Origin of the sequence: Lysinibacillus sp. JNUCC-52 (genome assembly GCF_015999545.1) — a bacterium.
Classification (GTDB): domain Bacteria; phylum Bacillota; class Bacilli; order Bacillales_A; family Planococcaceae; genus Lysinibacillus.
Genome location: NZ_CP065546.1, coordinates 820,695 through 846,459, shown reverse-complemented (window position 1 = coordinate 846,459; position 25,765 = coordinate 820,695). Strand labels below are relative to the sequence as shown.

The 25,765-nt window shown below is 34.4% G+C and carries 23 protein-coding genes; 11 read left to right on the top strand and 12 right to left on the bottom strand.

Annotated elements, in window-relative coordinates; all coding sequences use genetic code 11:
- Positions 1 to 11: 11 nt before the first annotated feature.
- From JNUCC52_RS04560 to opp4C, 9 genes are all read left to right on the top strand, one after another.
- A complete protein-coding gene (locus JNUCC52_RS04560) occupies positions 12 to 1,196 on the top strand; it encodes a thiolase family protein (RefSeq protein ID WP_337981533.1) in 1,185 nt (394 codons plus the stop codon).
- A 505-nt stretch (positions 1,197 to 1,701) separates the two neighbouring features.
- The gene (locus tag JNUCC52_RS04555; protein ID WP_337981532.1) at positions 1,702 to 2,679 is read left to right on the top strand and encodes an Rpn family recombination-promoting nuclease/putative transposase; all 978 of its coding nucleotides are present in this window, start codon (positions 1,702 to 1,704) and stop codon (positions 2,677 to 2,679) included.
- A gap of 360 nt (positions 2,680 to 3,039) precedes the next feature.
- Positions 3,040 to 3,897 (top strand): alpha/beta fold hydrolase, encoded by an 858-nt coding sequence (locus JNUCC52_RS04550; protein WP_337981531.1) that lies wholly within the window; start codon positions 3,040 to 3,042, stop codon positions 3,895 to 3,897.
- Between the two features lie 6 nt (positions 3,898 to 3,903).
- On the top strand, positions 3,904 to 4,680 hold the full coding sequence (locus JNUCC52_RS04545) for a DUF1684 domain-containing protein (protein WP_337981530.1): 777 nt from the start codon (positions 3,904 to 3,906) through the stop codon (positions 4,678 to 4,680).
- A gap of 36 nt (positions 4,681 to 4,716) precedes the next feature.
- Entirely contained in the window at positions 4,717 to 6,327 is a 1,611-nt protein-coding gene (locus JNUCC52_RS04540; protein WP_337981529.1) for an ABC transporter substrate-binding protein, read from the top strand.
- 23 nt (positions 6,328 to 6,350) lie between these two features.
- Positions 6,351 to 7,340 carry an ABC transporter ATP-binding protein gene (locus JNUCC52_RS04535; protein ID WP_172771129.1) on the top strand — a complete coding sequence of 330 codons (990 nt, stop codon included), beginning with the start codon at positions 6,351 to 6,353 and terminating at the stop codon, positions 7,338 to 7,340.
- Entirely contained in the window at positions 7,337 to 8,191 is an 855-nt protein-coding gene (locus JNUCC52_RS04530) for an ABC transporter ATP-binding protein (protein WP_337981528.1), read from the top strand. Before JNUCC52_RS04535 ends, JNUCC52_RS04530 begins: the two co-directional genes overlap by 4 nt.
- Positions 8,185 to 9,159 carry an ABC transporter permease gene (locus tag JNUCC52_RS04525; RefSeq protein ID WP_337981527.1) on the top strand — a complete coding sequence of 325 codons (975 nt, stop codon included), beginning with the start codon at positions 8,185 to 8,187 and terminating at the stop codon, positions 9,157 to 9,159. The genes JNUCC52_RS04530 and JNUCC52_RS04525 overlap by 7 nt, the downstream gene beginning before the upstream one ends.
- Positions 9,156 to 10,079 (top strand): oligopeptide ABC transporter permease, encoded by a 924-nt coding sequence (opp4C, locus tag JNUCC52_RS04520; RefSeq protein ID WP_337981526.1) that lies wholly within the window; start codon positions 9,156 to 9,158, stop codon positions 10,077 to 10,079. The genes JNUCC52_RS04525 and opp4C overlap by 4 nt, the downstream gene beginning before the upstream one ends.
- A 165-nt stretch (positions 10,080 to 10,244) precedes the next feature.
- Here opp4C and JNUCC52_RS04515 read toward each other — a convergent pair whose 3' ends face one another.
- From JNUCC52_RS04515 to JNUCC52_RS04495, 5 genes are all read right to left on the bottom strand, one after another.
- Entirely contained in the window at positions 10,245 to 11,426 is a 1,182-nt protein-coding gene (locus JNUCC52_RS04515) for a M20 metallopeptidase family protein (RefSeq protein ID WP_337981525.1), read from the bottom strand.
- A gap of 470 nt (positions 11,427 to 11,896) precedes the next feature.
- Positions 11,897 to 12,427 carry a hypothetical protein gene (locus JNUCC52_RS04510; protein ID WP_172771133.1) on the bottom strand — a complete coding sequence of 177 codons (531 nt, stop codon included), beginning with the start codon at positions 12,425 to 12,427 and terminating at the stop codon, positions 11,897 to 11,899.
- A gap of 295 nt (positions 12,428 to 12,722) precedes the next feature.
- A complete protein-coding gene (locus tag JNUCC52_RS04505) occupies positions 12,723 to 13,397 on the bottom strand; it encodes a hypothetical protein (RefSeq protein WP_172771134.1) in 675 nt (224 codons plus the stop codon).
- A complete protein-coding gene (locus JNUCC52_RS04500) occupies positions 13,391 to 13,699 on the bottom strand; it encodes a hypothetical protein (RefSeq protein ID WP_172771135.1) in 309 nt (102 codons plus the stop codon). The genes JNUCC52_RS04505 and JNUCC52_RS04500 overlap by 7 nt, the downstream gene beginning before the upstream one ends.
- Before the next feature lie 788 nt (positions 13,700 to 14,487).
- Positions 14,488 to 15,915, bottom strand: coding sequence for an aminotransferase-like domain-containing protein (locus JNUCC52_RS04495; protein WP_337981524.1), 1,428 nt, complete (start codon positions 15,913 to 15,915; stop codon positions 14,488 to 14,490).
- 112 nt (positions 15,916 to 16,027) lie between these two features.
- Here JNUCC52_RS04495 and JNUCC52_RS04490 point away from each other — a divergent pair, with 112 nt between their 5' ends.
- Together JNUCC52_RS04490 and JNUCC52_RS04485 are read left to right on the top strand one after the other, a co-directional pair.
- Positions 16,028 to 16,951, top strand: coding sequence for a DMT family transporter (locus JNUCC52_RS04490; RefSeq protein WP_337981523.1), 924 nt, complete (start codon positions 16,028 to 16,030; stop codon positions 16,949 to 16,951).
- A gap of 65 nt (positions 16,952 to 17,016) precedes the next feature.
- On the top strand, positions 17,017 to 17,685 hold the full coding sequence (locus tag JNUCC52_RS04485; RefSeq protein ID WP_337981522.1) for an MBL fold metallo-hydrolase: 669 nt from the start codon (positions 17,017 to 17,019) through the stop codon (positions 17,683 to 17,685).
- A gap of 360 nt (positions 17,686 to 18,045) precedes the next feature.
- On the opposite strand, the gene JNUCC52_RS04480 is transcribed toward JNUCC52_RS04485, so the two are convergent.
- The 7 genes from JNUCC52_RS04480 to JNUCC52_RS04450 all read right to left on the bottom strand — a co-directional run bounded on the left by JNUCC52_RS04480 (position 18,046) and on the right by JNUCC52_RS04450 (position 25,719).
- Positions 18,046 to 19,851: an ABC transporter ATP-binding protein gene (locus JNUCC52_RS04480; protein WP_337981521.1), complete on the bottom strand. Its 1,806-nt coding sequence runs from the start codon at positions 19,849 to 19,851 to the stop codon at positions 18,046 to 18,048.
- Positions 19,845 to 21,851 (bottom strand): ABC transporter ATP-binding protein, encoded by a 2,007-nt coding sequence (locus JNUCC52_RS04475; protein ID WP_337981520.1) that lies wholly within the window; start codon positions 21,849 to 21,851, stop codon positions 19,845 to 19,847. Before JNUCC52_RS04475 ends, JNUCC52_RS04480 begins: the two co-directional genes overlap by 7 nt.
- Before the next feature lie 58 nt (positions 21,852 to 21,909).
- Positions 21,910 to 23,889 (bottom strand): asparagine synthase-related protein, encoded by a 1,980-nt coding sequence (locus tag JNUCC52_RS04470; protein ID WP_172771140.1) that lies wholly within the window; start codon positions 23,887 to 23,889, stop codon positions 21,910 to 21,912.
- The gene (locus JNUCC52_RS04465) at positions 23,858 to 24,328 is read right to left on the bottom strand and encodes a lasso peptide biosynthesis B2 protein (RefSeq protein WP_172771141.1); all 471 of its coding nucleotides are present in this window, start codon (positions 24,326 to 24,328) and stop codon (positions 23,858 to 23,860) included. The genes JNUCC52_RS04470 and JNUCC52_RS04465 overlap by 32 nt, the downstream gene beginning before the upstream one ends.
- Positions 24,329 to 24,345: 17 nt before the next feature.
- Entirely contained in the window at positions 24,346 to 24,615 is a 270-nt protein-coding gene (locus JNUCC52_RS04460; protein WP_172771142.1) for a PqqD family peptide modification chaperone, read from the bottom strand.
- An 87-nt stretch (positions 24,616 to 24,702) separates the two neighbouring features.
- The gene (locus tag JNUCC52_RS04455; protein ID WP_255639718.1) at positions 24,703 to 24,828 is read right to left on the bottom strand and encodes a lariocidin family lasso peptide; all 126 of its coding nucleotides are present in this window, start codon (positions 24,826 to 24,828) and stop codon (positions 24,703 to 24,705) included.
- 243 nt (positions 24,829 to 25,071) lie between these two features.
- Positions 25,072 to 25,719: a response regulator transcription factor gene (locus JNUCC52_RS04450; RefSeq protein WP_172771143.1), complete on the bottom strand. Its 648-nt coding sequence runs from the start codon at positions 25,717 to 25,719 to the stop codon at positions 25,072 to 25,074.
- Positions 25,720 to 25,765: the final 46 nt, after the last annotated feature.

Below are 25,765 nucleotides of genomic sequence, written 5' to 3'. Positions count from 1 at the left end.
AAGGGGGAGTAATGATGGCAGTATATATTGTAAATGGTAGTAGAACAGCATTTGGTTCTTTTGGCGGTGTCTTTGCTAATACAACTGATATTGATCTAGGTGTTGTCGTTGTGAAAGAAGCATTACATCGTTCAGGGCTAAAGGCAAATCAGATAGAAGAAATCGTCTTTGGCAATATCATTCAAACAACAAGTTCAGCGGCATATCTAGCTCGACACATCGGATTAAAAAGTGGTTTAACGGAGGACAGTACTGCACTTACGGTTAACCGTTTATGCGGGTCGGGTTTACAAGCAATTGTGACTGCATCGCAGGAAATTGAACTTGGGAATATTCAAGCTGCAATTGCAGGGGGTACAGAAAATATGAGTCAAGCACCCCAAGTTTTACGAGGTACACGTTTTGGATCGCCAAATAAAGCACCAATCGTAGAGGATATGTTATGGGCGACTTTATATGATGAGGTTGCAGGATGTGGTATGGGGATGACGGCTGAAAACTTAGCGGAGAAATATGAAATATCACGTGAAGAACAGGATGCATTCTCCTACAACTCACATAAACGTGCAGCGGAAGCTCGTCATTCAGGTCGTTTTGCGGAGGAAATTGCACCAGTATTAGTAAAGACACGTAAAGGTATGATTGAGATAACTGAGGATGAACATATACGCGAAGAAATTTCGATGGAAGCTTTAGCAAAACTGAAACCAGCATTCAAAAAAGACGGCTCGGTATCAGCAGGGAATGCAAGTGGTATTAATGACGGTGCCGCAGCAATCGTTCTTGTATCGGAAGCTTACTTACAGGAGCATCAGTTAAAGCCATTAGCAAAAATCGTCACTTCCGCAACGGCAGGTGTTGATCCAACAATGATGGGAATTGGCCCAGCTCCAGCGATTCGTAAATTATTGAAAAAAGTAAATTTAACATTAGAGGATATCGGATTGTTTGAACTAAATGAAGCATTCGCTGCACAGTCATTAGCAGTTTTAAAGGAGTTAGGTATTAATCAAGAAAAAGTGAATGTCAATGGCGGAGCAGTTGCACTTGGGCATCCAGTCGGTGCAAGTGGAGCACGTATTACTTACTCGCTTGCATTAGAAATGCAAAAACGAGGTGTTAAATACGGCGTAGCAAGCCTATGCATTGGTGGCGGACAAGGCATTGCTATTTTACTAGAAAATCCAACAGTGTAGTAGGGCAATATGAATTCACACTGCTTGGGGGTTTCTAACATCTAAAAACTTATAGTGCGTATTAATAGAAGTAAAAAGATTTTATTTTACAGGAAAGTTTGTTTAAAAATCATCTTATCTCTTAGCATTCTAAGAGATAAGATGATTTTTTTGTAGATATTTTTGATAATAGAATCGCGATAACAGTATATTCCCAATATAGTACTATTGAAATTTAGTGGTGTATTTAAGCTAGTGCTCCTTGCAAATAAACAGGGTGTTTTTTATTTTGACAAGAATGGATTTTCTCATTACGATATAATAAATGAGAATGATTATCACATAACAAGGTGAAGATTTTAAACAAAGCAATTAGTGATGTGAGCAATTTTTTACTCGTTTGTGAATGAGAAGAACGATGAACAATAAAAAAATTGACGGATGTCACAGTTAAACAAAACTAAATAGACTAATAAAAATAGTATTAGAAGTAGGATATAATATTTAGGACAGGAGTTGATGAGTAATGAAGTATCAAGTTCTTAGTCGAATACCACTAAAAAACCTAATGGATTTAAAGATTGATTTTGCTTTTAAGCATCTTTTTGGTAGTGAACGAAATAAACAACTAACAATTGTTTTTCTGAATGCTATATTAAACTGGACAGGTAGCAACAAAATAAAAGAAATAACGTTTATCAACCATGAAGTAGGTGGGGAGTATAAAGAGGATAAACAATCCCGCTTAGATATTGTCGTAAAAACAGAAAAAGAAGATATAATTAATATAGAAATACAATTAGCGAATAAAAATGACATGTTCAAACGAACTTTATTTTATTGGTCAAGGTTGTATAATTTGCAGTTACAAAAAGGAAAAGGTTATTATACACTGAATCCAACCATTACTATAAATATTTGTGATTTTACATTGTTCAAAGATATTGCTCATTATCATAGTACGTATCATTTATATGAAGATAAGACTTTACAGCGTGTACAAAAATCAGATGATGTTTTAGAAATTCATTTTATAGAAATGAATAAATTTTTAAAGGCTTGGCAAATGGAAGAACTAAATCCTATTGAAGATATAATCGTAAAATGGTTGCTATTGCTTGTTATGGTAGATGGTCGCAAGCAGAAAGTATATGAAGATATTTATAAAGTATTGGAGGAATTAGCGATGAAAGACAGAAACTTACGTGAAGCGTTTGAAGCGTGGGAAGAACTAAGTCAAGATCCAGAATCCATTATAGCGTACGAATCACGAGTCAAATTTATGATTGACGAAGTGGCAACATTAGAAGATGCAAAATACCATGCAGAACAAGTAGGGATTGAAAAAGGCATTCAAGAAGGTATGCAAAAAGGCATTCAAGAAGGTATAAAAGCCATTGCAAGAAAAATGATAGGAAAAGGAAATAGCAATGAAGAGATTATGGAGTTAACAAGTTTAACGTTTGAAGAAATTCAAGTGTTAAGACAGGATGTAGAAAGATAGATAGATTAAGCTCAAATAACTTACTAGTTATTTGAGCTTTTTTATATTTTTTTGAAAATCTTCATATTTTGCAGTTAAATTATTTTATCTTTAGATAATATCTTTTAATCTCATGTTTTACCCTTCGAATTGTTACCAACGAGTGTAAAACTAATTTCACCTAAGTGAAAATATGTTATATGAGCATAATCAGTAGTAATTTATGAAAAAATAACTATAATTTTATTCACTTTTACTCTATTATTTGTAATAGTATTTCTCTTAACAAAAAACTTGACTAAACAAATAGGAATTAAGATAATAACAAAGTAGTTTTAATAATTATATAAATAAAATTTATTTGATAAAGTGGGGAAAATAATGTTTGCTGCGATAAATGGAACGAAAATTTATTTTGACGTAGAAGGTTCAGGGTATATTCCGGTAGGACCAAAAATGGTGAAAAAACCAGTACTTATTGCCGTACATGGTGGACCAGGTAGTGATCACTCTGATTTCAAGCCATGGTTAACGCCACTATCAGAATTCTATCAGATTGTTTATTTAGATCAAAGATGCAATGGTCAATCAGAGCGTGTAGATGTAACGACAGCAACATTTGATCAGTTAGCAGATGATATCGAAGCGTTACGCAATTATTTAGGCTTAGAAAAAGTTGCTGTGCTAGGCCATTCTTTCGGTGGGATGATTGCCCAAGTATTTGCTACGCGCTACCCGCAATCAGTGAGTAAGCTCTTATTAATTAATACTGCACCAAGCTATGAATTCTATAAGGAAGCTAAAGAGTTTGCACAACGAATTGGAACGGAAAAACAAATTCAAACTATTCCAGAGTTATTTGAAGGTAACATCCGTGACGACGATCATTTAATTCAATGGTGGGATATTTGCTGGGATTTATACTGGTACAACTATCAGGAAGAACTAGGTGGCGATACAGGAAGTCGTCCAATCGGTTCCTTAGAAATTACAAACTATACGTTCAAACATTTAATGCCACAATACGATGTACGCTCACAAATTGCCAACCTTGAAGTGCCTACATTAATTGTAGCGGGCCGTCACGATTGGATTACACCGTTAACACAGTCAGAAGTAATGCATTCATTAATTAAAAATTCGCAATTAACTGTATTTGAAGAGAGTGGGCATATGCCATTCATCGAAGAGCATGAAGACTTCTTAATCGTAGTACGAGAATTTTTATTAAAGGACTGATTCAAGATGCATACCACATTACAAGCCTGGCATAAACAACGTCATTTAGAAGTAACGGGAGCACAAGGCGATTTAAGTTTAATCGCAATGCATGAGTTAACGAGTGAAACAACAGTTAAACAAATTGCTGGAAGCTGGAAGCCGACAAACCTATCTGTACCAGGTCTTACCATAACGGCATTAGCTGAAGACCAATTATTTATAAACGGTGTGCTAGTGGAAGGTATGGTGAATATTATTGCGGATAAAACTATCGTTCAAACTACTAACGGCATTTCTGCAATGGCCACAAGTCAGCCAGGCTCTATGCATTTACTAGCCATTTGGGATGAAAACAGCTCTGCACTTCAAACGTTTAGTCATATTGATTCGTACGAATTAAACGAACAAGCAATTTATAATGGAAAGCTTATAAAAGATGATTCGATGATTGAGTTTTCTCACACGGGAGATGACAATCGTGCAGCGCGTAGTCATGAATCAATAGGTGTTATTGAAGTGGAAATTGACGGAGCGCTATATAGATTACGACCTTTTCAATCTGGACTACACTCAATTATTATTTTCCAAGATGCAACAAGTGGTAACGAAACATACGGTATGGGTCGTATGTTAATCATCGAACTATTAGACGATGATACAGTGCTTCTTGATTTTAATAAAGCCTTTTTACCGCCATGCGCATTTTCACCTTACTTTAACTGTCCGATGCCACCTATGAGCAATCGCATTGAAAGTAAAGTGAAGGCAGGCGAAAAGCAAATCATTTCATTGGATTCATAATAAAGCATCTAAATTAGAGAAATAGGAGAAATAGCAATGTTCAAAAACTCAAAAAAGGTTATGTTAGCGTTATTAACAATGGTAGTACTAGTTGTTTTAGCAGCTTGTGGTAACGATAAATCTTCTTCTGAAGGGAAGAGCAGCGATAAAAATGTTATTAATATCGGTGTTACGTATCCAGCTAGCAACATTAATCCGTTACAACCTAGTGGATTAGTTTCTACTTATGTTTCAAATTTATTATTTTTACCATTAGTTGATTTAGATTCAAAATTAAACTATCAGCCAATGCTAGCTGATTCAATTACAACAGAAAATAATCAAACATTTACAATTAATTTAAACAAAGAAGCTAAATGGACAGATGGCACAGATATTACAACGGATGACGTAATCTTTACATTGAAATTAATGGCAAACCCTGTTGTGGCGTCAAACTATGCTTATATGTTTGCAATTGTTGAAGGCTTAGATGATAGTGGTTACTTACCACAAGGTTCCACTTCTATTTCAGGCGTTACAAAATTAGATGAAGATACAATTCAAATTAAAACTAAAAAACCAACGACATTATCCATCTTCCAAGATACAGTAGGTCGTTATTTATTAACATTACCGAAGGCACAACTTGAAACAATTGCAGTTGAAGAGCTAAATGCAAGTGATTTCATGCAAAATCCAACAGTAACTTCTGGTCCATTTATCATTTCAAAAATGGATCGTGCACATTTTGTAGAAATGGTACCAAATAAAGATTACTTCAAAGGTGCTTCTACATTAGATCAATTAAACTTTAAAGTATTACAAGGGAATCAAATTGCTGCTCAATTAAAGAGCGGTGAAATTGATATGAATATCCCTTCAGCAGGTGTTATTCCCGTTTCAGATTATGCAAATGTGCAAGGTTTAGATACATTAAACACGGCTTATGGTGAGCCATTAGCTACACAATATATGTATATTAATGAAAACGTTGTGCCAGATGTGAAGCAACGTCAAGCGATTTCATATGCTATGAACCGTCAGTTAATTATTGATAATTTATTAAAAGGTGCTGGTGAAGTAACAGATGGCTTCTTCCCAAGCAATAGCCCGTACTTAAAAGAAGGTATGAAACCAGTTAAGTATGACCTAGAAAAAGCAAAACAATTATTAGCTGAGTCTAGATGGGATTCAAGCAAAAAGTTGAAATTAGCTGTATTATCAGGTGATGCAACGTTAGAGCAAGCTGCAAACATCATCGTAGAAAACCTACGGGAGGCAGGTATTACAGCTGAAATCCAAATGATGGATTTCGGTACAATTATCGATGAAATTGTAAGCCAGAAGTATGATTTAGCGATTTTAACAGTATCCATTACACCAATTAACCCACTTCCGGATATTGCTTACTTCTTAGGAGAAGGTAATCCAAACGCTTATAGCAATAAGCGTGTCAATGAAATTTTAGCTGCATTAGCGACTGAAGTAGATGAAGTGAAAATTAAATCGTTATACGGTGAATTACAAGAAATAACACAACAAGAAGTACCAATGCCATCAATTTATGCTACAACAGCATTAGGCGCAGTTAATAAACGAGTTCAAGGCGCTACACCAAGCGACTTCGGTATGTTCATTAACGTACACGAGTGGACTGTTAAATAAAGAGAGAGATAGGACGTGTTTTAATGGAGAGTTTGCTAAGCGTAAAACAGCTGAAAACGGCATTCGAAACTGAATATGGAAAAGTAGTCAGTGTCGACGATGTTAGCTTTGATGTAAAAAAAGGTGAAACATTGGGGATTGTTGGTGAGTCGGGAAGCGGGAAAAGCGTAACAGCACTCTCTATTATGCGTCTATTAGGGAAACGCGGTTCAATTGAGCAAGGTGAGATTACATTAGAAGATAAAAACTTAACAGCTCTTTCTAATAAGGAATTTCAATCGTTACGAGGGAAAGAAATTTCAATGATTTTTCAAGAGCCAATGACCGCGTTAAATCCTGTTTTTACAATTGGCCATCAGCTAGTAGAGGCCATTTTACTCCATACAGATGTCGATAAAAAGGAAGCAAAAGCAATTGCTCAAAATATGTTAGATAAAGTTGGTATACCTAATGCTAAACGTGTGATGAAGCAATTTCCATTCTCTTTATCAGGTGGAATGCGACAACGTGTCATGATTGCAATAGCTTTAGTATGTAAACCAAAGCTATTAATTGCGGACGAACCGACAACGGCACTTGATGTAACGGTACAAGCACAAATCATGCGCTTAATGAATGAATTGTGTTATGAGCTGCAGACGTCTGTTTTACTTATTACACATGATTTAGGTGTCGTTGCAGAAATGGCAGATCGTGTCATCGTTATGTATGCAGGGCAAGTTGTCGAAGAAGCAGATGTTTTTACGTTGTTTGAACGACCATTACATCCATATACAATGGGCCTAATGGATTCAATTCCATCAATGGATTTTGACGGAAAACAATTAAAGGCAATACCAGGTACGATACCAGGACGTTATCAAAATATTGTTGGCTGTCGTTTTGCAAACCGTTGCGCTTTTGCAACAGAGCATTGTAAAAAACAGCAACCACCATTAATTGAAGTTGAAAAAGGGCATAAAACGAGATGTTTTGAATGGCAAAAGGTCGCACAAGGAGGAGAGCAGAAATGAAAAAGGAAACAGAGCAAAACAACTCTCCGTTACTTGTATTAGAAGATGTTAAAACGTACTATCCGTTTAAAACAGGCTTTATGAATTTAAAAACCGATTATGTGAAAGCAGTAAATGGCGTTTCATTCGAAATTTACGAAGGGGAAACAGTTGGGCTCGTAGGAGAATCTGGCTGTGGAAAATCAACGTTAGGGCGCACGATTATCGGTCTAGAACCGAAAACGGGGGGCCGTATTCTATTTAATGGTCAACAAATGGATTATCGAACAGACCGCGTTAGCTTAAGTCAACAAATCCAAATTGTTTTCCAAGATCCATATTCTTCTTTAAATCCAAGACAAACAATCGGATCATTACTTGCAGAACCGCTACGCGTACATAAAATAGTTCCAACGAATGAGATAGCGCAGGAAGTAGACCGATTACTTGCGTTAGTGGGGCTACCAACGACAGCAAAAGACCGTTACCCACACGAGTTTTCGGGTGGTCAACGCCAACGTGTCGGCATTGCTCGTGCGTTATCATTACGACCAAGATTATTAATTTGTGATGAGCCTGTATCGGCATTAGATGTTTCGATTCAAGCGCAAATTTTAAACTTGTTTAAACAGCTTCAAAATGAATTAGGGTTAACATACTTATTCATTGCGCACGGTTTAGGTGCAATGAAATATATTAGTGATCGTATTGCAGTAATGTATGAGGGCAAAATTGTGGAGATGGGTAAAACAGAACAAATTTTCTTAAACCCTCAACATGATTATACAAAAAAATTATTAAATGCTTATCCGAAGCCAGATCCGACAAAACGAAGTATTATTCGCCGTGAAAAGGGGACAGATGCATGCTAGGATATATTTTAAGACGATTATTAATCGCCGTCCCCGTTTTATTTGGTGTATCGGTTATTAACTTCATTATTATGCGAATGGCACCGGGTAATCCTGTCGATATGCTCGTGAGCCCTAAGTTACCAGAGGCCGCAAGACAGGCTAAAATGATAGAATTAGGACTAAATGATCCAGCCTACATTCAATATTGGAATTGGTTAAAAAACTTAGTGTTGCATGGCGATTTAGGCTATTCCATGATTACGTATGAGCCTGTAACCGAGTTAATTGCGAGCCGAATGGGTCCGACAATTATTTTAATGGGAACAGCGTTAATATTAGGGTTAATTATTGCGATTCCAATTGGCATTTATAGTGCAACGAAGCAATATTCGAAACTTGATTATACATTTGTAACGGGTTCATTTTTAGGAGTTTCCATTCCAAACTTCTTCTTGGCTTTATTATTAGTATATATTTTCTCAATTCAATTAAATTGGTTACCTTCAGGCGGTATGAAAGAATTAGGTGCTGAAGGAAGCTTCGGATCACTTTTATGGCATATGATTTTACCAGTGACAGTGCTTGTCGCAAGCGTTGCTGGGAGAAACATCCGTTATGTGCGTTCGGGCATGCTTGAAATTATGGGACAAGATTTTTTACGTACAGCTCGTGCAAAAGGAGTAAAAGAATTTTTCGTTGTGAATAAACATGCGATGCGAAATGCTTTAATTCCAATTGTAACAATTATCGGATTAGAGATTTCGATTTTATTTGGTGGAGCAGTTGTAATTGAGCAAATTTTCTCCTGGCCAGGTATTGGTCAGCTTACGCTTTCTTCCATTATGAGCCGTGATTACTCTACCATTATGGGATTAAACTTAGTAGCTGCATTCATTGTTATTGCTTCAAATATTTTAACGGATATTGTATACGCATTTGTCGACCCACGTATTCGCAAAAGCTATGTTGGGGGTGGCAAACGATGAGTTTATTTAAACGGTATTTTAATAAAAAACAGTATGATACAGAACACACGGTCACTTGGAATGAAGAATTTGCTGTAGCAAATACGAAGAGCTTATTTTGGAAAAGATTCAAAAAGCATAAATTAGCTGTAATTGGACTATGGTTTTTAGCGATTGTAACGATTGCGTCCATTTTTGCACCGTTTATTGCACCTTTTGATCCAGCTGAAATTACAAGCGAATTTAGTGCACCACCTTCATGGCAGCACTTACTCGGTACAGATCAAGTAGGACGAGACGTGTTTAGTCGGGTCATTTATGCGGCACGTGTTTCGTTAGCTGTAGGTATTGGTGCGGTGGCAATTTCGGCGATTATTGGTACTGTATTAGGGTTAATTTCTGGTTATTTTGGTGGCATTATAGATGGGATTATTATGCGTATTACAGATATGTTTATGTCATTTCCATATATTTTGTTTATTTTAGTTGTTGCTAGTATTGTAGGACCAGGGTTAACGAATATCATTCTTATTTTAGGAGTGTTAGGCTGGCCAGGTATAGCACGACTTGTGCGCGGCAATGTTTTAGCGATTAAGCAATCGGACTATGTGAAAGCAAGTATTGCTCTAGGATATAAGACGCCACGTATTTTGTTTAAGCATATTTTACCGAATACCATTGCACCTATTTTGATTTTCGCTACTTCTGGTGTTGCAGGGGCAATATTAGATGAAGCAGCATTAAGCTTTTTAGGCTTAGGCGTACAGCCGCCAGATGCAAGTTGGGGGAATATGCTTTCAAATGCCCAATCGATTTCGATTTTAACGGATCAACCGTGGCTTTGGATTCCACCAGGTATTTTAATATTATGTACAGTTTTATCAATTAACTATATTGGGGATGCATTGCGAGACGCACTTGACCCACACAATTCAAAGTAGCAAAAGGGGCAGATCCGAAAAAAACATTATTTTCGGATTTGGCTTTTTTGATTTTGGATCATACTCTAGCAATTGAAATTAAACGAATGTAATTTTGTGCTTACATTTTCCTAGAAAAGACAAAAACGGATTTGGAAAATTACACGTTTTCCAAATCCGTTTTATTTATTCGACTTTACCGTAATAATCAATAATTTTTAAGAATATTGTTGCGATATTTAGCAATGCACGCTCATCAAAATCGAATTTTGGATGGTGGTGAGGGAATTGTGTATTTGCATGTTCATTGGCAGAGCCAACGTGAATAAAGTTTCCTGGTACATGTTGTAAGTAATAGGCAAAATCTTCGGCACCCAAGACTGCAGTTTTAATTTCGAAAGCTTCTTCTGTGAATTGTTCTTTAATTAATTGTTCAACAATAACAGATTCCTTTTCTGTATTAATTAAAACAGGATAGCCTTTTAAATAATCGATTTCATAGTCTACATAATTTGAAACTTTTAAGCCATCTAAAATAGCGAAAATTTCTTTTTCAATTTGATTACGTACATTTTGATTTAATGTACGAACAGTACCTTCTAATGTAGCAGTGTCTGCAATAACATTAAAGGCATTTCCTGCATGTAAACTACCAACTGTTACAACCGCTGCCTCAGTTGGATTTACTCTACGGCTAACGATTTGCTGGAAATTTTGAATAAGCTGAGTCGCTGCAATGATTGAATCTTTCGTCGTATGTGGGTAAGCTCCATGTCCACCTTTACCGAATAATTTAATCGTAAATGCGTCAACAGAGGCCATTATTGGACCAGCTGCAGTTGAAATTTTTCCCAAAGGTAAATCGGAAGCTAAATGAGCTCCAAATACAAAATCAACACCATCAAGCACGCCATCCTCAATCATAAATTTTGCTCCACCTGGTGGTTTTTCTTCTGCAGGTTGGAAAATTAAACGGATAGAGCCTCTTAATTGATCTTTATTTTGCTGTACAATTTTTGCAAATGCAAGTAGTGCAGCAGTATGTCCATCATGACCACAAGCGTGCATAACGCCAGGTACTGTCGATTTATAGGGTACGTCTTTTTCATCATTGATTGGCAGGGCATCGAAATCGGCACGGAACGCGAGTGTTTTTCCTGGTAAAGCGCCATCAATGTTAGCAACGACTCCATTTTTGCCAACGCGTTCGCGGAATGGGATACCATATTCTTTTAATGTATTTGCAATAAAAATGGATGTTTTTTCTTCTTCAAATGATAATTCAGGGTGCATATGCATATAACGACGATTAGCTACAATATCATCGAAAAGTGTATGTAATTGTTCTACTTGATTTTGAAAACTCACAAGATCACCTCTATCTAAATGTATGAAAATGATAATACGTTGATTAAACCAAGTTGTCAAGTATGATATAAAAATATAAACGCTTTATGAAAAAGTTTTCTTGGGTCCAATCCAATCGCTCTTGTTTTTTAATGTAAGTGGGATCTTGCGAAAAAACATCATTCTTAGATAAGCACAAGAAGATAAAGGATAAAAAAAGGACGATTTTAACTGATTTTGTTGAAAAGGAATACTTATTTACGTTAAACAAGCATTCTAGCATTTGATTCTCGCTCCATGCAGACGCTTCCTCAGGTGCATCGAAAACTGCAACCCTCGCTAATGTGCCCCTTGTTGCATTTATATACTTTGTGTTTCTACAGGAGTTACCATCTCGGTTTTAATCATTTAAACACGCAGGTAGATAAATTCTATTTTATAAAAAGGGGAGGGCATAGTCCTTGATGGAGTTGAAGATATTGGCAGTGATTCTAATATACTAGCTTATTATCCTTATTGTATACTAATACATCATTTAGCATCGTGTCAGTTAAACTACGTGGAATAGTTTCGAGAGTAATATATAAATTTCTAAAGTTTTCGTTAATAAGTGCAACTTCAAATAAGTGCTTAGTATTGCCTTCATTTACAACTATATAATTTATTTTCTCATTATAGTTACCACTTAAAAGAATATAATTACCTCGATTTGTATGTATGATATTGATATTCTTATCTAAAATATTAGATTTTACAAAAATAATTTTTAATTTTTTGTTAACATAATTCACTTTGAAAACTGCATATCCCTTTTCATTACCATACTCAAATAAAACAATCTTTGAATTAGATTTTGAAATGTCATATTCTTCTATCGATGAAATCTCTATATCGGCCTCTAATTGTTGTTGAATACTAGTAGTCATTGCACTCTCGTTCGATTCAATAGAATAAGTTCTTTGTATAATTAAAAATACAGTAAATATAAGAAGAATAGAAATAATTATTATATAGTTTTTCAAGATATATCCCCCGTACATTGTATTTTGAATTTATTAACTTATGTTGATAAAAACTTTTTGAATAGGGTTTTATATTATGCGATGCTATTATATGGAGGTATTTAACAATTAGAGTTATACAAGTAATTAGTGATGTACTATTCGCGCTTACGCCCATATCACTGGATTTTGCAAAAGAGTACAGTCTTGTTTGGCCTGTTAAGCACAGTAGGTTAGGCGCGAATAGTATTTATTGTTTCGTCTTCACTGTTTACTCTAAAAATTTTTTACTTTACTAGATGAACAAAATAAAATTTTAATACCCTTTCGAGTTATATGGGTTTTTATATGTGACACTTTGAATATAAAAATTAAATTGAAAGTTTAATATGTTATTAACAAGTATTCTTACAATCCATTTTCCTGTTTGCATGGTATTTGAATCAATTCTAAGCCCATGCTTTATAGTAGATGAACCTTGAAAAAAATCTACAGGTAAATATTTATCAGTAATATAATATGTTCCTTCTGGTCCTATCCATTCAAAAGTTACGATAATACTATACTTAATTGTGTCAATAATTGTTCTATTAATATTCACTAAAAGACCAATCACCTCATCTGTTAAAAAGAAATTTTTAGTAAACAAATAAGTGTCCGGATTGGAATTTTGAATTTTAAAAGATTGAACAGACAATATAAAATCCTCATATATTTCTGTATTAATTAGATGCTGATCATAAACCGAATATATCATAGTGTTTTTATCTTTATAAATATTTAGGTTTAAAGGATCCAAAAAAAAGTTAGAGTCATTTAAACAATAATAATACAAACAGTTTTGAATTAATACCAAATTATCGATTTCCCATTGACACGAAATTCTATTGTAATAAAGAGGTACATTGATTAATTCATTTCCTTCTAAATACTTCATTTCTAGCTTTTTGACAAAAGGAGATAAATTAATTTGAAATTTTCTATTTACCATACGCCTCGTTCTTGTCCTAAGCGATATACGAAATTTGTACCGAAAGAAATTACAGCACCTACCCCAGTTGTTTTAGCAGCTGTTGATATAGCAGCTTTAACAACGGATTGTTTTGCTTGTGAAGCACCTACTCCGACGGCAGCTTTATGTGCGTTTGCTTTGTTATTATTATAGGCTTCAACACCGACTTTATAACCATCTTTAGCACCTGTTATAGCAGCACCTACAGTAAAAACTGGCCAAATTTGATCTTTTACCGTTTGTTTTAAAGCATTATTGATACTAGTTGACCAACTTGCCATAAACATCACTCCTATAAAAAATATATGTACTTATAATAAAGAGGGAAAATTAAATTTCTTATAGATACCTGTAGATTTTTATTAAAAGATATTTCTTCGGAAGGGAGAAAATTTCACAAATATCTTTTCACTCAGAAAATTTAAATAATTATACTCTTTAGCATTGAAAAAATAATTTCCCCAATAATTATACGTACATATTTAATTATATTAGAAGCCTAAAAAAATGAATATTCAAAATATAAAAAGTTCAAAAACATTTAAAAATTATTGGCTTCAAACTATCATTAAATAATAGGGGGAATGAGATATGAAGAAGCAATTTTGGAATGTTTTTGAAATGAATTGTGTTGAGACAGATTAATCACGTAATCTGGAGAATACTTGGAATAAAACATATTAATTACGAAGTCTTAAAATTGGACTAATCTAGTTATAACTTTAGAAGAAGTGAAATTTTATTCTCTTTTTAGCTGATGTAATTGAAGATATTAATATGTATTGGAGGAATTGGCGATGAAAGACAGCAACTTACGTGAAGCTTTTCAATCTTGGGAAGAATTGAAAATACCAAGCAGAACAAGCTAGGATTGAAAAAGGCATTAAAAAAAGTAAAAAGCAATGCGAGAAAGATGATAGTAAAAAGGGAATAGCAATGAAGCTCAAAGAACTCCGGGAGTTATTTGAGCTTTTTTATTTTAGCAACAATTTGCTTAGAACCAACCATACGATAGTTACAATGATGAAAGGTTTTGAAAAATGCAGTGGGAGTACCAAAACAGAGTGCATCATGCACCATACGTAGCAAGCGACTGCGCCACGGCAACCAAGCTTTTTACCCCTTCTCTTATTTGCTTTTCATTTGCATAAGAATAACTTAAACGTATCCAAGAAGATTGTTGTTTTAATGGATCGCATATTTGCCCTGGTACAAAGGATATAGATTGTTCGATACTTTTCGTTAATAATATTTCAGTTGAAAGTTGATTAGGGAGCTGCACCCATAAATTCAGACCACCTTTAGGACTGATCCATTGCCAACCTGTTTCTGCTAGCTCTTCCTCCATGATTTCTTTTCGTATTTGTAGGGCAATCCGAATTTTCTCCAGGTGTTGCTGCAATCTACTTGATGAAAAGTAATGGAGAAAAATTTTTTGGTTGAGAAGTGGTGAGCCATTATCCGCTAATGATTTTTCTGTTAAAAGTAAGTTCAGTAATGATGATCGACAAATAACAGTCGCAATTCTCAAACCAGGTGAAATATATTTGCAAAAGCTTCGGATATAAATAACTGTTCCCGCTGTATCGTATGTGTAAATGGGTGGAGGAGGAGCATCATCAAAATAAATGTCATGATACGCATCATCCTCAATTAATAAACATCGATATTGTTCAGCTAACTCTACTAATTTTTTTCGCTGCCGAGCAGGAACCGTATAACCAGTCGGATTATGAAATGTTGGGTTAACATAAAATAAGCGCGGCTTGTATTGTTTCATATAGGATTCAACCTGATTTAAATCGTACCCATCAGGATAGATATCAACCGTTACAATGTGAGCGCCTTGTGCTCTGAAAATATCAATCGCCGCACTATAGCTTGGCCGTTCAAATAAAACGACATCTCTAGGTCTAATAAAAGTTTGAGCGACTAAGTGAATTGCTTGCTGTGAGCCAGAAGTAATTAAAAGCTCATCTGCAGTGAGATGCGTTTTATATTGGTTGATAAAATATTGTGCTAGTGTCTCACGTAGCTCTAAATCTCCTTGCACAGTTGAGTAAGTGGCAAGTACTTTTGGGTAAAGATCAAACACTTTCTTCACATAGTCCGAGAAAAAGTGATTAGGTAATAGATTTGGGTCGATTAACGCCTGAGAAAAATGATAAGAAACTGTCGATTGATGAATTTCAGATAAATGATTTTTTTGTACGTATGCAGAAATGATTGGATTGTCTTGATTGTGGTATTCATAATTTTCAGTTAAATCAGATTGAACAAAATAGCCGACTTTATCTTTTACATACACTTTATTATGCTGTTTCAGTAATCGATAAGCCTTTAAGACGGTTAACCGATGAATATTCATTTCTGTTGCTAATTGCCGAACAGAGGGTATTTTTTCATGTTCTTTCCATTCATTCCGTTCAATTCGGTGTAGTACATAATCATATATTTTTTTAAAAAGATAGTCTTCATTTTGAATGGCTTTGCTCACTTCAATTCCTCCTACTCAAAACGATTGTATCACGACCAAATCTATTCTGGTCTATCTTTTTCAATCTGTTCTATCTTCTTTCTTTTATGATAAAAAAGAGGGGGATTTTGCTATGGTAATGATTAATTATTTTTTTGTGTGTTTAATTTTTGGAACGACGTTTTTAGCAATAAAAATTGGTGTCGATGCAGGCGTTCCTCCATTTTTATCAGCAGGAATTCGTTTTTTCATTGCTGGTTTGTTGCTATTTAGTTTTATGGTATGGAGAGAAAGAGCGACAATTCGGTTATTCTTTCGAAAAGAGATGTTTTTGACAGGAATATGTTTAACTTTTGGGACATTTGCTACATTATACTGGGCAGAACAATATGTAACGTCAGGAATTGCGGCGGTCTTATCTGCTACAGGGCCGATGATGATTATCATTATTCAGTCATTCATTTTAAAGCAAAAAGGCAGTCGGAACTCATTCATTGGTTGTATCGTCGGCGTCATCGGTGTTACGTTTTTGATTTTACCTAGTTTTTCAATTGAGATAAGTCCTTTCTGGATAGTCGGTTGTTTCGCCATTATATGTGGTGAAGTTTTTTACGCATCTGGAACGATTTATACAAAAAATGTCGTTCGAAAATATAATACGACATCACCGATTGCTTTAAATGCAGCGCAAATGATGCATGGTGGGCTTTTATTAATTATTTTATCGTTATTTACCGAGAACATTCATCTTGAATATCTTTTTAGTCCAGCTGCCATTGGCTCGCTTCTTTATTTAATTATTGTTGGGTCAATGATGGGCCATAGTATGTATTATTGGCTTGTCTCCAGGACAAATCCTATTTTTCCTTCTACTTGGCTGTATATTTCGCCATTCATTGCCGTTGTACTAGGTGTACTTTTTTATCATGAATATATTTCATGGCTAACAGTCATAGGTACTGTGACGATTATTGTAGGAACAGTGTTAGTTAATTTTGAAACATTGCGGGCATTATTTTCGCAGAAAGGGACTGTGCTTAAGGATGTTAAAAATTGACTCTATTTTTTATAAGAAAACCTATTTTACGTGAAAACTATAGTGTAAAAGGAGAATAAACACATATGGAAGTTTCTAAAGGAGTAGAAATGTTGGAGCTTGATTTTAATGGGAATATAATTTATCCAACACTATTGTGGAATCAGGAAATCGCGATTTTAATAGATACTGGATTCCCAGGACAAATTGAAGATTTACGCATAGCAATGGAGAGGGCAGGGGTGTCATTCGATAAATTAAAAGTTGTCATTTTAACACATCAGGATATTGATCATATAGGTAGCCTTCCTGAACTATTGCAGGTTTGTGGAAGCAATATTAAAGTTTATGCGCACGCATTAGATAAGCCATACATTCAGGGGGAGTTACCTCTTTTGAAAGATGGGCACATAGAGAATCCACCTAAGGGAAAGGTGGATGATACATTGATGGATGGTCAAGATTTGCCGTATTGCGGAGGCATTCGTGTTATCCATACACCAGGGCATACGCCTGGCCATATAAGCTTATATTTGAAACAAAGTAAAACGCTTATTGCTGGAGATTCGATGTATAGTGCAAACGGCACACTGGGAGGAATTCATATTCCAACGACGTTGGATATAAAAGAAGCCCAACTATCGATAAAGAAATATTTAGATTTAGACATTGAATCGGTAGTTTGTTACCACGGAGGCTTGAGTAAGGGGAATATTAATGAGCAGATTCGGAACAACTTAAGTATCTCTAACTGATTGAAGGACATTCTTTTATTGGGAAATGTAAAAAAATCATTCCTGTATAAAAGCTAATTGAATAAAAAAAGTTGATGAATAGTTTACGGTGTAGGTTCAAATGTAAGAAGGAACTATAATTTCTTCAATTAATAGTTCAAATCGTTAAGTTACACGTATAAGGGGAGTGTCAATATTTTTGAATAAATGACAATTCAATGTAAATCTACACATTATTATTTTTACTACTTCTGTTCGAAGGATTATTTTTGGTTTTTAGGAAGGGTTAGCCCTTCCTAAAACCAAAATTTCACGCTTCTAGTTCTCTTGCTTGTTAAAAACCTTAATTACAGTTATTTTTCACGTTATTTTATTCTTCTATCATTTATATTTTTGAGCTTGTAACTTATACAACTCTGCATAGTGTGCCTGGTTTTTTATTAATTCATCATGAGTACCGGTCTCTACGACCTTTCCTTTTTCTAAAAAGATAATGTTATCAGCAAAGCGGGCGGTACTTAGTCTATGTGAGACAATAATTACTGTTTTTCCATAAGCTAATTTACGTAATTTTTCGAAAATCTCTTCTTCAATAAAAACATCTAATGCAGATGTAGGCTCGTCAAAAATAAGTAGGTTTGCTGACTCATGTCTCATAAAAGCGCGAGAAAGAGCAATACGTTGCCATTCGCCCCCAGATAGATTTCTTCCACCAAATAGCCTTCCTAGTTCAGTATCATACTTATTTTCAAGCTTATGCAAAAATTGATTAGCCCCTCCAAGGCAAGCAGCCTTTTCAATACTCCTTAAGTCATCAAACTTAGAAATTTTGCCTACTCCAATATTTGACTTCAAGTCCATTTCATATCGTAGAAAATCTTGAAAGACTGCTGTTGAATTTAATCTGAAATTCTCAATATCATAACAACTTAATGGTAATGTATTGAAGTATATGGTTCCTTCATTTGGATCAAAATATCGTAAAAGCAACTTAATGATAGTACTTTTACCCGATCCATTTTCACCAACTAATACTGTTATTTTACCTTTTGGAATTTGTAAGTCATCAATCTTTAATACTTCCTTTTCACCATTATAGCTAAATGATATTTTATTAAATTCATATCCTTTGTTTATAGCATTATCGAGCAAAAAATTACCCGATTTCATATTGTTTTCGCTTGTTAAGAAAGAAACGATCTTTCTTAAATGTCTAGCTTCTCTAGGGCCAATTGCAAATACTGCAAATAATTCATTTGTACCTTCATTGAATTGAATAATGGCTCCAATAAACAGTAGTATATCTCCAGTGGATAACTGACCTTGAAGAGCTTGCCGTACAATATAAATTAGAATACCTCCAGCAACCAAAGACTGTAGAAGGGACCAAATAAACTGATGAAGAGTCAGCTTTTTTTGATCGTTTGAAATAGTTTGTAGTAAATGTTTGGCAGTAGTACTGTAACGGGACTTGAAAAAGGGGATAAGATTATATACTTTCATCTCGCCGGCTGTTTCAGGCATAAGAGGGGTGCATAGATAATATTCTGCACGTCGCCTTAGCTCTTGAATCTCTTCACGTCCCTCAAAAGTCAAATTATTAATTTTTGCTTCCAAATACATTTTGGGAAAAGATAAGAGAACGAATAAAATTGGTGCCCAAGGCGCAAACATTCCGATTAATGTACTTCCAGCAATAATCAAAGCAACACCACTCAAGAATTGTGTGACAATGGTAATCCACATATTAACAAAATACTCATTATAACGAACAATTTGAGTTCTAGTATGGTAAGATGCTTGTTCAAAAGGTGCAATATCAGGAATGGAAATAGCCTTAGTAATGAGTAATCTATCTATATGAGCTTGAAGTTTAAAGGTTAACAGTCTTTTTTGCATCTCAACCAATGGTTGAAGAGCATCGACTAGTAAAGTAAAAGCAATATAAATTAAAGCCATCCATACTACCGTGTTCCAAGAGAATAAATTAAAGGGAGTAAGTGTAATTTTATCAATAATCTTAGCACTTAACCAAATAAGTAACGGGCCAAGCAAAGATTCTAATAATATTATTAAGAATAGAACGCATGTCTTAAGTTTGTCACATTGCCAAAATAAGTTTAAACCATATAAAATTACAGAGGTTGTTTCAGAGAATTTTTTAATAACACGTTTAATTTTTAGCAAAAGGCCTCATCCTTCCCTTGAAAAGATTTGGCTTGTAGGCGAAACATTTTTGCATATTCCCCATTCTTTTTGAGAAGAGTTTCATGACTTCCTTCTTCAACAATCTTGCCATTCTTCAGTACCAGAATTCGGTCAGCCATCCTCACCGTACTGAAGCGGTGTGAAATCATAATAACTGTTTTACCATGTGTAAGTTTCTTAAACTGTTGGAATATATCATATTCTGCTCTTATATCCAAAGCAGCAGATGGCTCGTCTAAAATCATTAATCCAGCCTGTCTCATAAGCGCTCTAGCTAAGGCAATCCTTTGCCATTGTCCTCCTGATAAGTCAATACCTCCCCATTCTGGCCCAACCATTGTTTCAAGATTTTCGGTTAATTCAGCAATTGTTGTTTCCAATTTTGCTGAGCGTACTGCTTGGTTGATTTTATCTTCATTATGTAGGGCGTTTAAATCTCCAAGAGCAATGTTTTCTCTTATTGACATGTCATATCGACCAAACTCTTGGAATACTACTGAAATTTGCTTTCTTAGTTCGTCTAAATCGAGAGTGCGAATATCAATACCGTTTACTTTAATTTCGCCTTGATTAAATTCATAAAATCGGCAAAGCAATTTGATAAGTGTAGTTTTTCCAGAACCGTTAGCACCTACAATTGCGACTTTTTCACCTGGAGAGACAGAGAAATTAATATGATCTAAAACATATTCAGAACTCTCAATATTATCTTTATCGGTGTTTAATATCTGCTCTTGGTTATTCTTTTCAAATTCATTTTCATTAAAGTCTTCATACCAATCAGGCTCATCATAGAAATCTTCCTCTTCTGTTTCCTCTAAGTCTTCATCAGATTGTTGATAGCCTACATCCTCTTGAACTGATTCTTGATATGGATAGCGGAAACAAACATCTCTGAATTCAATAGATAGGGCACCTTCACTAGCAATTGGCACTGGTTTAGAAGAAAGTTCGATATCCTTTTCAGCTTTCATAAAAAGAATAAAATCTTTTCCCATTCGCCATAAATCAATCGTATCCGCGCCTTCTTTAGCAATTTCTCTCATAGCAACAGATAATTGAAATACGGCTCCTAAGTACAAGGCAAAATCTCCAATAGATATACTGCTGGAACCGATCTTCATTAATATCCAAAAGTAACCAACACCTGATCCTATCCCTGATAATAAACTAGTTAATACAGTGCTATAAGAACCGTTTTTTTGAATTCTACTAAAGATACGATATAGATGTCCAAAAGTTGTACTATACATGTTATGAAAGAAATTTCCTAAACCAAATAAGCGGATTTCCTTTGCCGAACGTCTGCTCAGTAATAAACTCCTAATATAATCTATTTTCCTTCTTAACGGTGCATACTCTTTAGCATAGTCCCATTCCATCTCGTTATAACGGTTTTGTACAAAAGCAAAAGGAGCAGTGGATAGAACAAGTAGTAAAGCAAGCACTGGTGAAAAATAGACGAAAACTAAAATGATTCCGATCGATGAAAGTATTGCAGTAATGAGATTTGCACTAATACTAATCAATTGGAAAGGTAACCAAGTAGCATGATCTCGTAGTATTTCAAGTCTATCTCTATACTGGCGATCTTCAAAAAAACGCATCCCTGGAATACGTTCAAAAGCATCAAGCAAAAAACTATTAACAGTAATCATGGAGCGTTCCGCAAGTATTGTTTTTACCCATGATTCTAAAGTTTTTACTATACTCAGAATAATTAAACTGATGGCATAAGCAAAAGCCCATAACTCTGTATGTGATAATTCATTTGGTTCAACAATACCGTCGATTATTTTTTTTGAAAAATATAATTGAATGATAGGGATGATGGCATCCACTACAATAAAAATAGCTATGCATAGTGTTAGAAGGGGTCCGGATTTCCAAACCATATTAAGAAGTAGTATAAATGTTTCTCCGGCACTTTTCAGATAATTTCGCTTTTCCTTACATCGCCATTTCTGTTTATGTACCATTTTCTTCACCTTTATTGGAGTATTTTATCTAAATAAGAGTGTGAAAATCTCTTTAATGTCATAAATTTAAAGTCTCGATTTCACCTAATAAACGGGGTTTATTAGGACGGGAGCGTTCGAGCACATATTTTTTTCCTTTTTCCATCTCTTGTAACCAAATTTCCAAATCAATGATGGCTCTCATATATTGATAGACCATACCTAAATCATTATTTGGATCTTCTGAGCGAATAGACATAGCAAGTAAATGTTTCCAAAATACATCTCTTTTAATAATACCCAGCTCTACTACTTGTGAATTTTTCCTTTTATCAAATAGCTGGAGAATTTGTTTACGGTCATTTAGAAAACTCTTTCTTGCCATATGTGCATAAGTTGTTTTTGATGTGCGATTGTACATGTATGTAGGCAAAATATTAGTATATGCCTTACGTAAGAGCATTTTAGACCCAGCATACTTTTCCGATTTCCCTTTGATGAGATCGAAATGCTGTTCAGGAGAAACTGAGAATGAAAATTCAATAATTCGTCTATCTAAAAATGGATGATATGTAGGTAGTGTTATACCAACAGAATCCATATATCTTGCTCGCGGCCAAAGAAAATCATAATGATATCTTTTACCCCAATACCTCAGAGCCTTACTTTTTCTATAACTTAAATAGTCTTCTTTAGTAATTTTCTTTTCACGCTTCAAATGTTCAACTGTAAAAAATTCTGGTAACTCGTATTCTGTATCAGACCATAATAAATCATAATAGAATTTCTCACCTAAATAAGGAATAAACGGGGAAATACCATATAGGAATCCGAGCTTCACCATTTGTTTAAGGCTTCCGCCAGACCATTTTTTTAGAAGACTAAATGCTTCAAATAAGCGTTTCTGTCGGATAAAAGAATCAATTATAGCTACTTCTCCACTAAAAATAAAATCGCCACCTTCACCTGTTAAAACAGATATAGCACCATATTCTTCAGCAATTATAGTGAAAGTTTCATTGACAAGCGCATTTGCTCTAGGATCTGGTCCATCAATGTACCAAAGTGGATCTCTTCCTAATTCTGCATTTGGAATTTTAGCCGTTGCATCTGCTAAAATAATAAGTCCAGGAATATCTAAGTCATTCATCATTTTTTTTACAAGGTCCTTATCGTGACTAAGAATCATGTCGTTATCTGCAAATGAAATATTGACAGCAAGAAAACGTTCCTTATTACCTTCAGCCAATGCCGCTGCTGTAATAGTAGCAGAATCTAGCCCTCCGCTTAGCTCAATAATGTGCTTTTTTCCTCTTAAACGATCAGCTGTAACCTCTTGAAACAACTCACAAAAGTATTGAGTAGCATCGCTTATTATTTGCGGTTGCTCAAGCAATTGAGACATACCCCAATAACTTTTAATTTGTAAAGAATCGTGGTTCCATTTAGCAAGGGAAGCTGGAGGGATTTTTTTTATACCTTTAAAGAAAGTCCGTTCCTCGAAATCGTTCTCTCCAACAGCAAAACCTGATGTTGGGAAAATCTTGCATATTTCATCGTCTATTAGGAATGGAATTTCAGTTATTAATAATAGTGCACGAATATCATTTGCAATAAATAATTCCCTTTCTTTGCTAATCCAATAATAAATTGGCCGTGTTGCATAGATATCTGTAGCAACTATAAAATTTCGAGTTGTCTCATCCAAAAAAGCTATCGTAAATTCACCGTAAGAATTAGATAATAATTTGTCAGGTTCATATTGTAGGGTAGTATATAGTTCTTTTCTTTGGTAATCTGGTAATGAACTAACGCCATCCGAATATATTGGGATTTTACCACCTATCCAACCATCGATTACTAATGGGGGGAAGAAATTTTGGTGTGATTCTGAATGCTTAAAATTTGTAGTTGTATATTCAACCTTGATTTCTGCCATATGGAACATATCATTGTCCATAACATGAACGGCAAAAGCGCGTCCCCATTTTATTAAATTTTCTAACCACTCGCTCCATTTTTCTTTGTTATTTCCTTGCATTGCAATCCAAATTTTCATAACGTGACAAAACCCACCTTTCAGTATATTTATTCATATTATAAGTTTGTAAAACTTTTAAATCTTCATTTTTATTGTTAGGGTCAATCTTTTTTCCACTTTTCAATTGTACCCATGCATGAGAAAATAACTTGTGATCAATTTTTTTAACACCTATTATTAAGTCTGAATCGTATCCTCCACTGAATAAAATGGCTTGAATAGTAACTGCTATGGATACACATGATGTAACTAGAAGATCATCTTCATCGAGTTTATACAGAAATTGACCTAATCGATATAATTCGTCTATATTTAATTCATTTACCTTTCTACCATTTGCACTTGCATAAAGAGGATACATATGAACAGCGATTTTTTCATAGGCTTCTTCAAAATCATATTCCAACAGTAACATCCTTACAAAACCATGAACTGTTGTAAAATACCCCTCATTCATAACGGGAAATCCTCCTCTTAAATATCTTTTATTTTGATTAGTTTCTTATCTGCAAGTTCGCGTGTAGCTTCATAGAGAATTTGAACCAATTCTTCTTCAGATTGATCAAATTGACTTTTCCACTTTGAAAGAATTACTTTTATATCTTTGTATTCGTTGTCAATTTCTAACCAAAGTTCCTTAAGAGCATGTTCTAATCCAAAATATTGACCACTTTTTAAGTCAAGTATTATACATTCCTGTTCCATAACTGTCGTAGCGATATCTTTATTACGAGCAATTTTCATAAAATTTCCGACCTTCTTATGTATGATTAGTTGATTAGCAGGAGGAGAGAGTCAAAAGACTCTCTCTAAAAAGAATGTCACTATTTATTAACCTTTTTTCCCTCCTTTTCTTCCGCGACCAAATTTACCATCACCAGGTTTGCTTTTCTTAGAAAGAGTAACCGCTAAGAAATCACCATAGTTTTTTACTTGAGCAGATTGTAACTTATTCATAATCTCTCACTCCTTTCATTTTTTTATAGTTTTATGATAGGAAAAATAATTAACATCTTGTAAGTTTAGCAACCTACAAAGATTCAATAATTTAACCTGTCATATGTTACCTCTGTTTGGAGGTTTATTTATAGATTAACTTATGAAAAAAACTTTAGATACCGTAAAGAAACCTCAAAAAAACCGCAAATTAATTACGGTGTTACCAGAATTAATTTGTGGTTTAGCTTGTAAATGTAGTTTCTATTCAGTTCGCTTGCTTATTTCCTCTATTTTTTTGATTGCCTTGATTCTTGAGTTTACATTTAATTTCTTGAAGATATTTGATAAGCGATATTCCACAGTTCTTAGGCTAATAAATAATTCTGCTGCGATCTCTTTATTTGTTTTGTCTGCCATAACAAGTCTTAGAGTTTCTATTTCATTTTTACTTAAATTATATTTTTTTAATAGGTGGAAACCCTCTAAAATGTTTATACTATTATCAGGTATTTTTAATTGCTGTAATAAATTTATTGGCATCATTGAGTTACCTTCTAAACTTGCTCTAATCGCCGCTATAAGTGTTTCTTTTGAAGCAACTTTATTAATAAAACTTGAAACACCTGAAGAAACTAACTTATTGAAGTGTGGTTCAATATCGTAACCAGTATAAATAATAATGTTAGATTTAGGGGAGATTTTTGAAACTTCTTTAGCAAGTTCTTGTCCGTTTAATCCTGGCATGTTTAAATCAAATACAAATACGTCAAATTCGTATTTTAATAAAATTTCTAATGCTTTTTCACTAGAATTAACAAAAGTTACTTTAAAATCTTTTTCTTGCTCTAGTAATAATTTCGTGCCCTCACCTACTAAGTTATGATCATCTACAACCAATATTTTAATCAACTTTAACCCTCCTTAAGAAAAACTATTAAAAATATATGTAATATAT

Excerpts from the sequence above, each read along its gene's own strand:
- JNUCC52_RS04560 (WP_337981533.1), top strand. The coding sequence starts at position 12 with ATGATGGCAGTATATATTGTAAATGGTAGTAGAACAGCATTTGGTTCT.
- JNUCC52_RS04555 (WP_337981532.1), top strand. The coding sequence starts at position 1,702 with ATGAAGTATCAAGTTCTTAGTCGAATACCACTAAAAAACCTAATGGAT.
- JNUCC52_RS04550 (WP_337981531.1), top strand. The coding sequence starts at position 3,040 with ATGTTTGCTGCGATAAATGGAACGAAAATTTATTTTGACGTAGAAGGT.
- JNUCC52_RS04545 (WP_337981530.1), top strand. The coding sequence starts at position 3,904 with ATGCATACCACATTACAAGCCTGGCATAAACAACGTCATTTAGAAGTA.
- JNUCC52_RS04540 (WP_337981529.1), top strand. The coding sequence starts at position 4,717 with ATGTTCAAAAACTCAAAAAAGGTTATGTTAGCGTTATTAACAATGGTA.
- JNUCC52_RS04535 (WP_172771129.1), top strand. The coding sequence starts at position 6,351 with ATGGAGAGTTTGCTAAGCGTAAAACAGCTGAAAACGGCATTCGAAACT.
- JNUCC52_RS04530 (WP_337981528.1), top strand. The coding sequence starts at position 7,337 with ATGAAAAAGGAAACAGAGCAAAACAACTCTCCGTTACTTGTATTAGAA.
- JNUCC52_RS04525 (WP_337981527.1), top strand. The coding sequence starts at position 8,185 with ATGCTAGGATATATTTTAAGACGATTATTAATCGCCGTCCCCGTTTTA.
- opp4C (WP_337981526.1), top strand. The coding sequence starts at position 9,156 with ATGAGTTTATTTAAACGGTATTTTAATAAAAAACAGTATGATACAGAA.
- JNUCC52_RS04505 (WP_172771134.1), bottom strand. The coding sequence starts at position 13,397 with ATGGTAAATAGAAAATTTCAAATTAATTTATCTCCTTTTGTCAAAAAG.
- JNUCC52_RS04500 (WP_172771135.1), bottom strand. The coding sequence starts at position 13,699 with ATGGCAAGTTGGTCAACTAGTATCAATAATGCTTTAAAACAAACGGTA.
- JNUCC52_RS04490 (WP_337981523.1), top strand. The coding sequence starts at position 16,028 with ATGGTAATGATTAATTATTTTTTTGTGTGTTTAATTTTTGGAACGACG.
- JNUCC52_RS04485 (WP_337981522.1), top strand. The coding sequence starts at position 17,017 with ATGGAAGTTTCTAAAGGAGTAGAAATGTTGGAGCTTGATTTTAATGGG.
- JNUCC52_RS04475 (WP_337981520.1), bottom strand. The coding sequence starts at position 21,851 with ATGGTACATAAACAGAAATGGCGATGTAAGGAAAAGCGAAATTATCTG.
- JNUCC52_RS04470 (WP_172771140.1), bottom strand. The coding sequence starts at position 23,889 with ATGAAAATTTGGATTGCAATGCAAGGAAATAACAAAGAAAAATGGAGC.
- JNUCC52_RS04465 (WP_172771141.1), bottom strand. The coding sequence starts at position 24,328 with ATGAATGAGGGGTATTTTACAACAGTTCATGGTTTTGTAAGGATGTTA.
- JNUCC52_RS04460 (WP_172771142.1), bottom strand. The coding sequence starts at position 24,615 with ATGAAAATTGCTCGTAATAAAGATATCGCTACGACAGTTATGGAACAG.
- JNUCC52_RS04455 (WP_255639718.1), bottom strand. The coding sequence starts at position 24,828 with ATGAATAAGTTACAATCTGCTCAAGTAAAAAACTATGGTGATTTCTTA.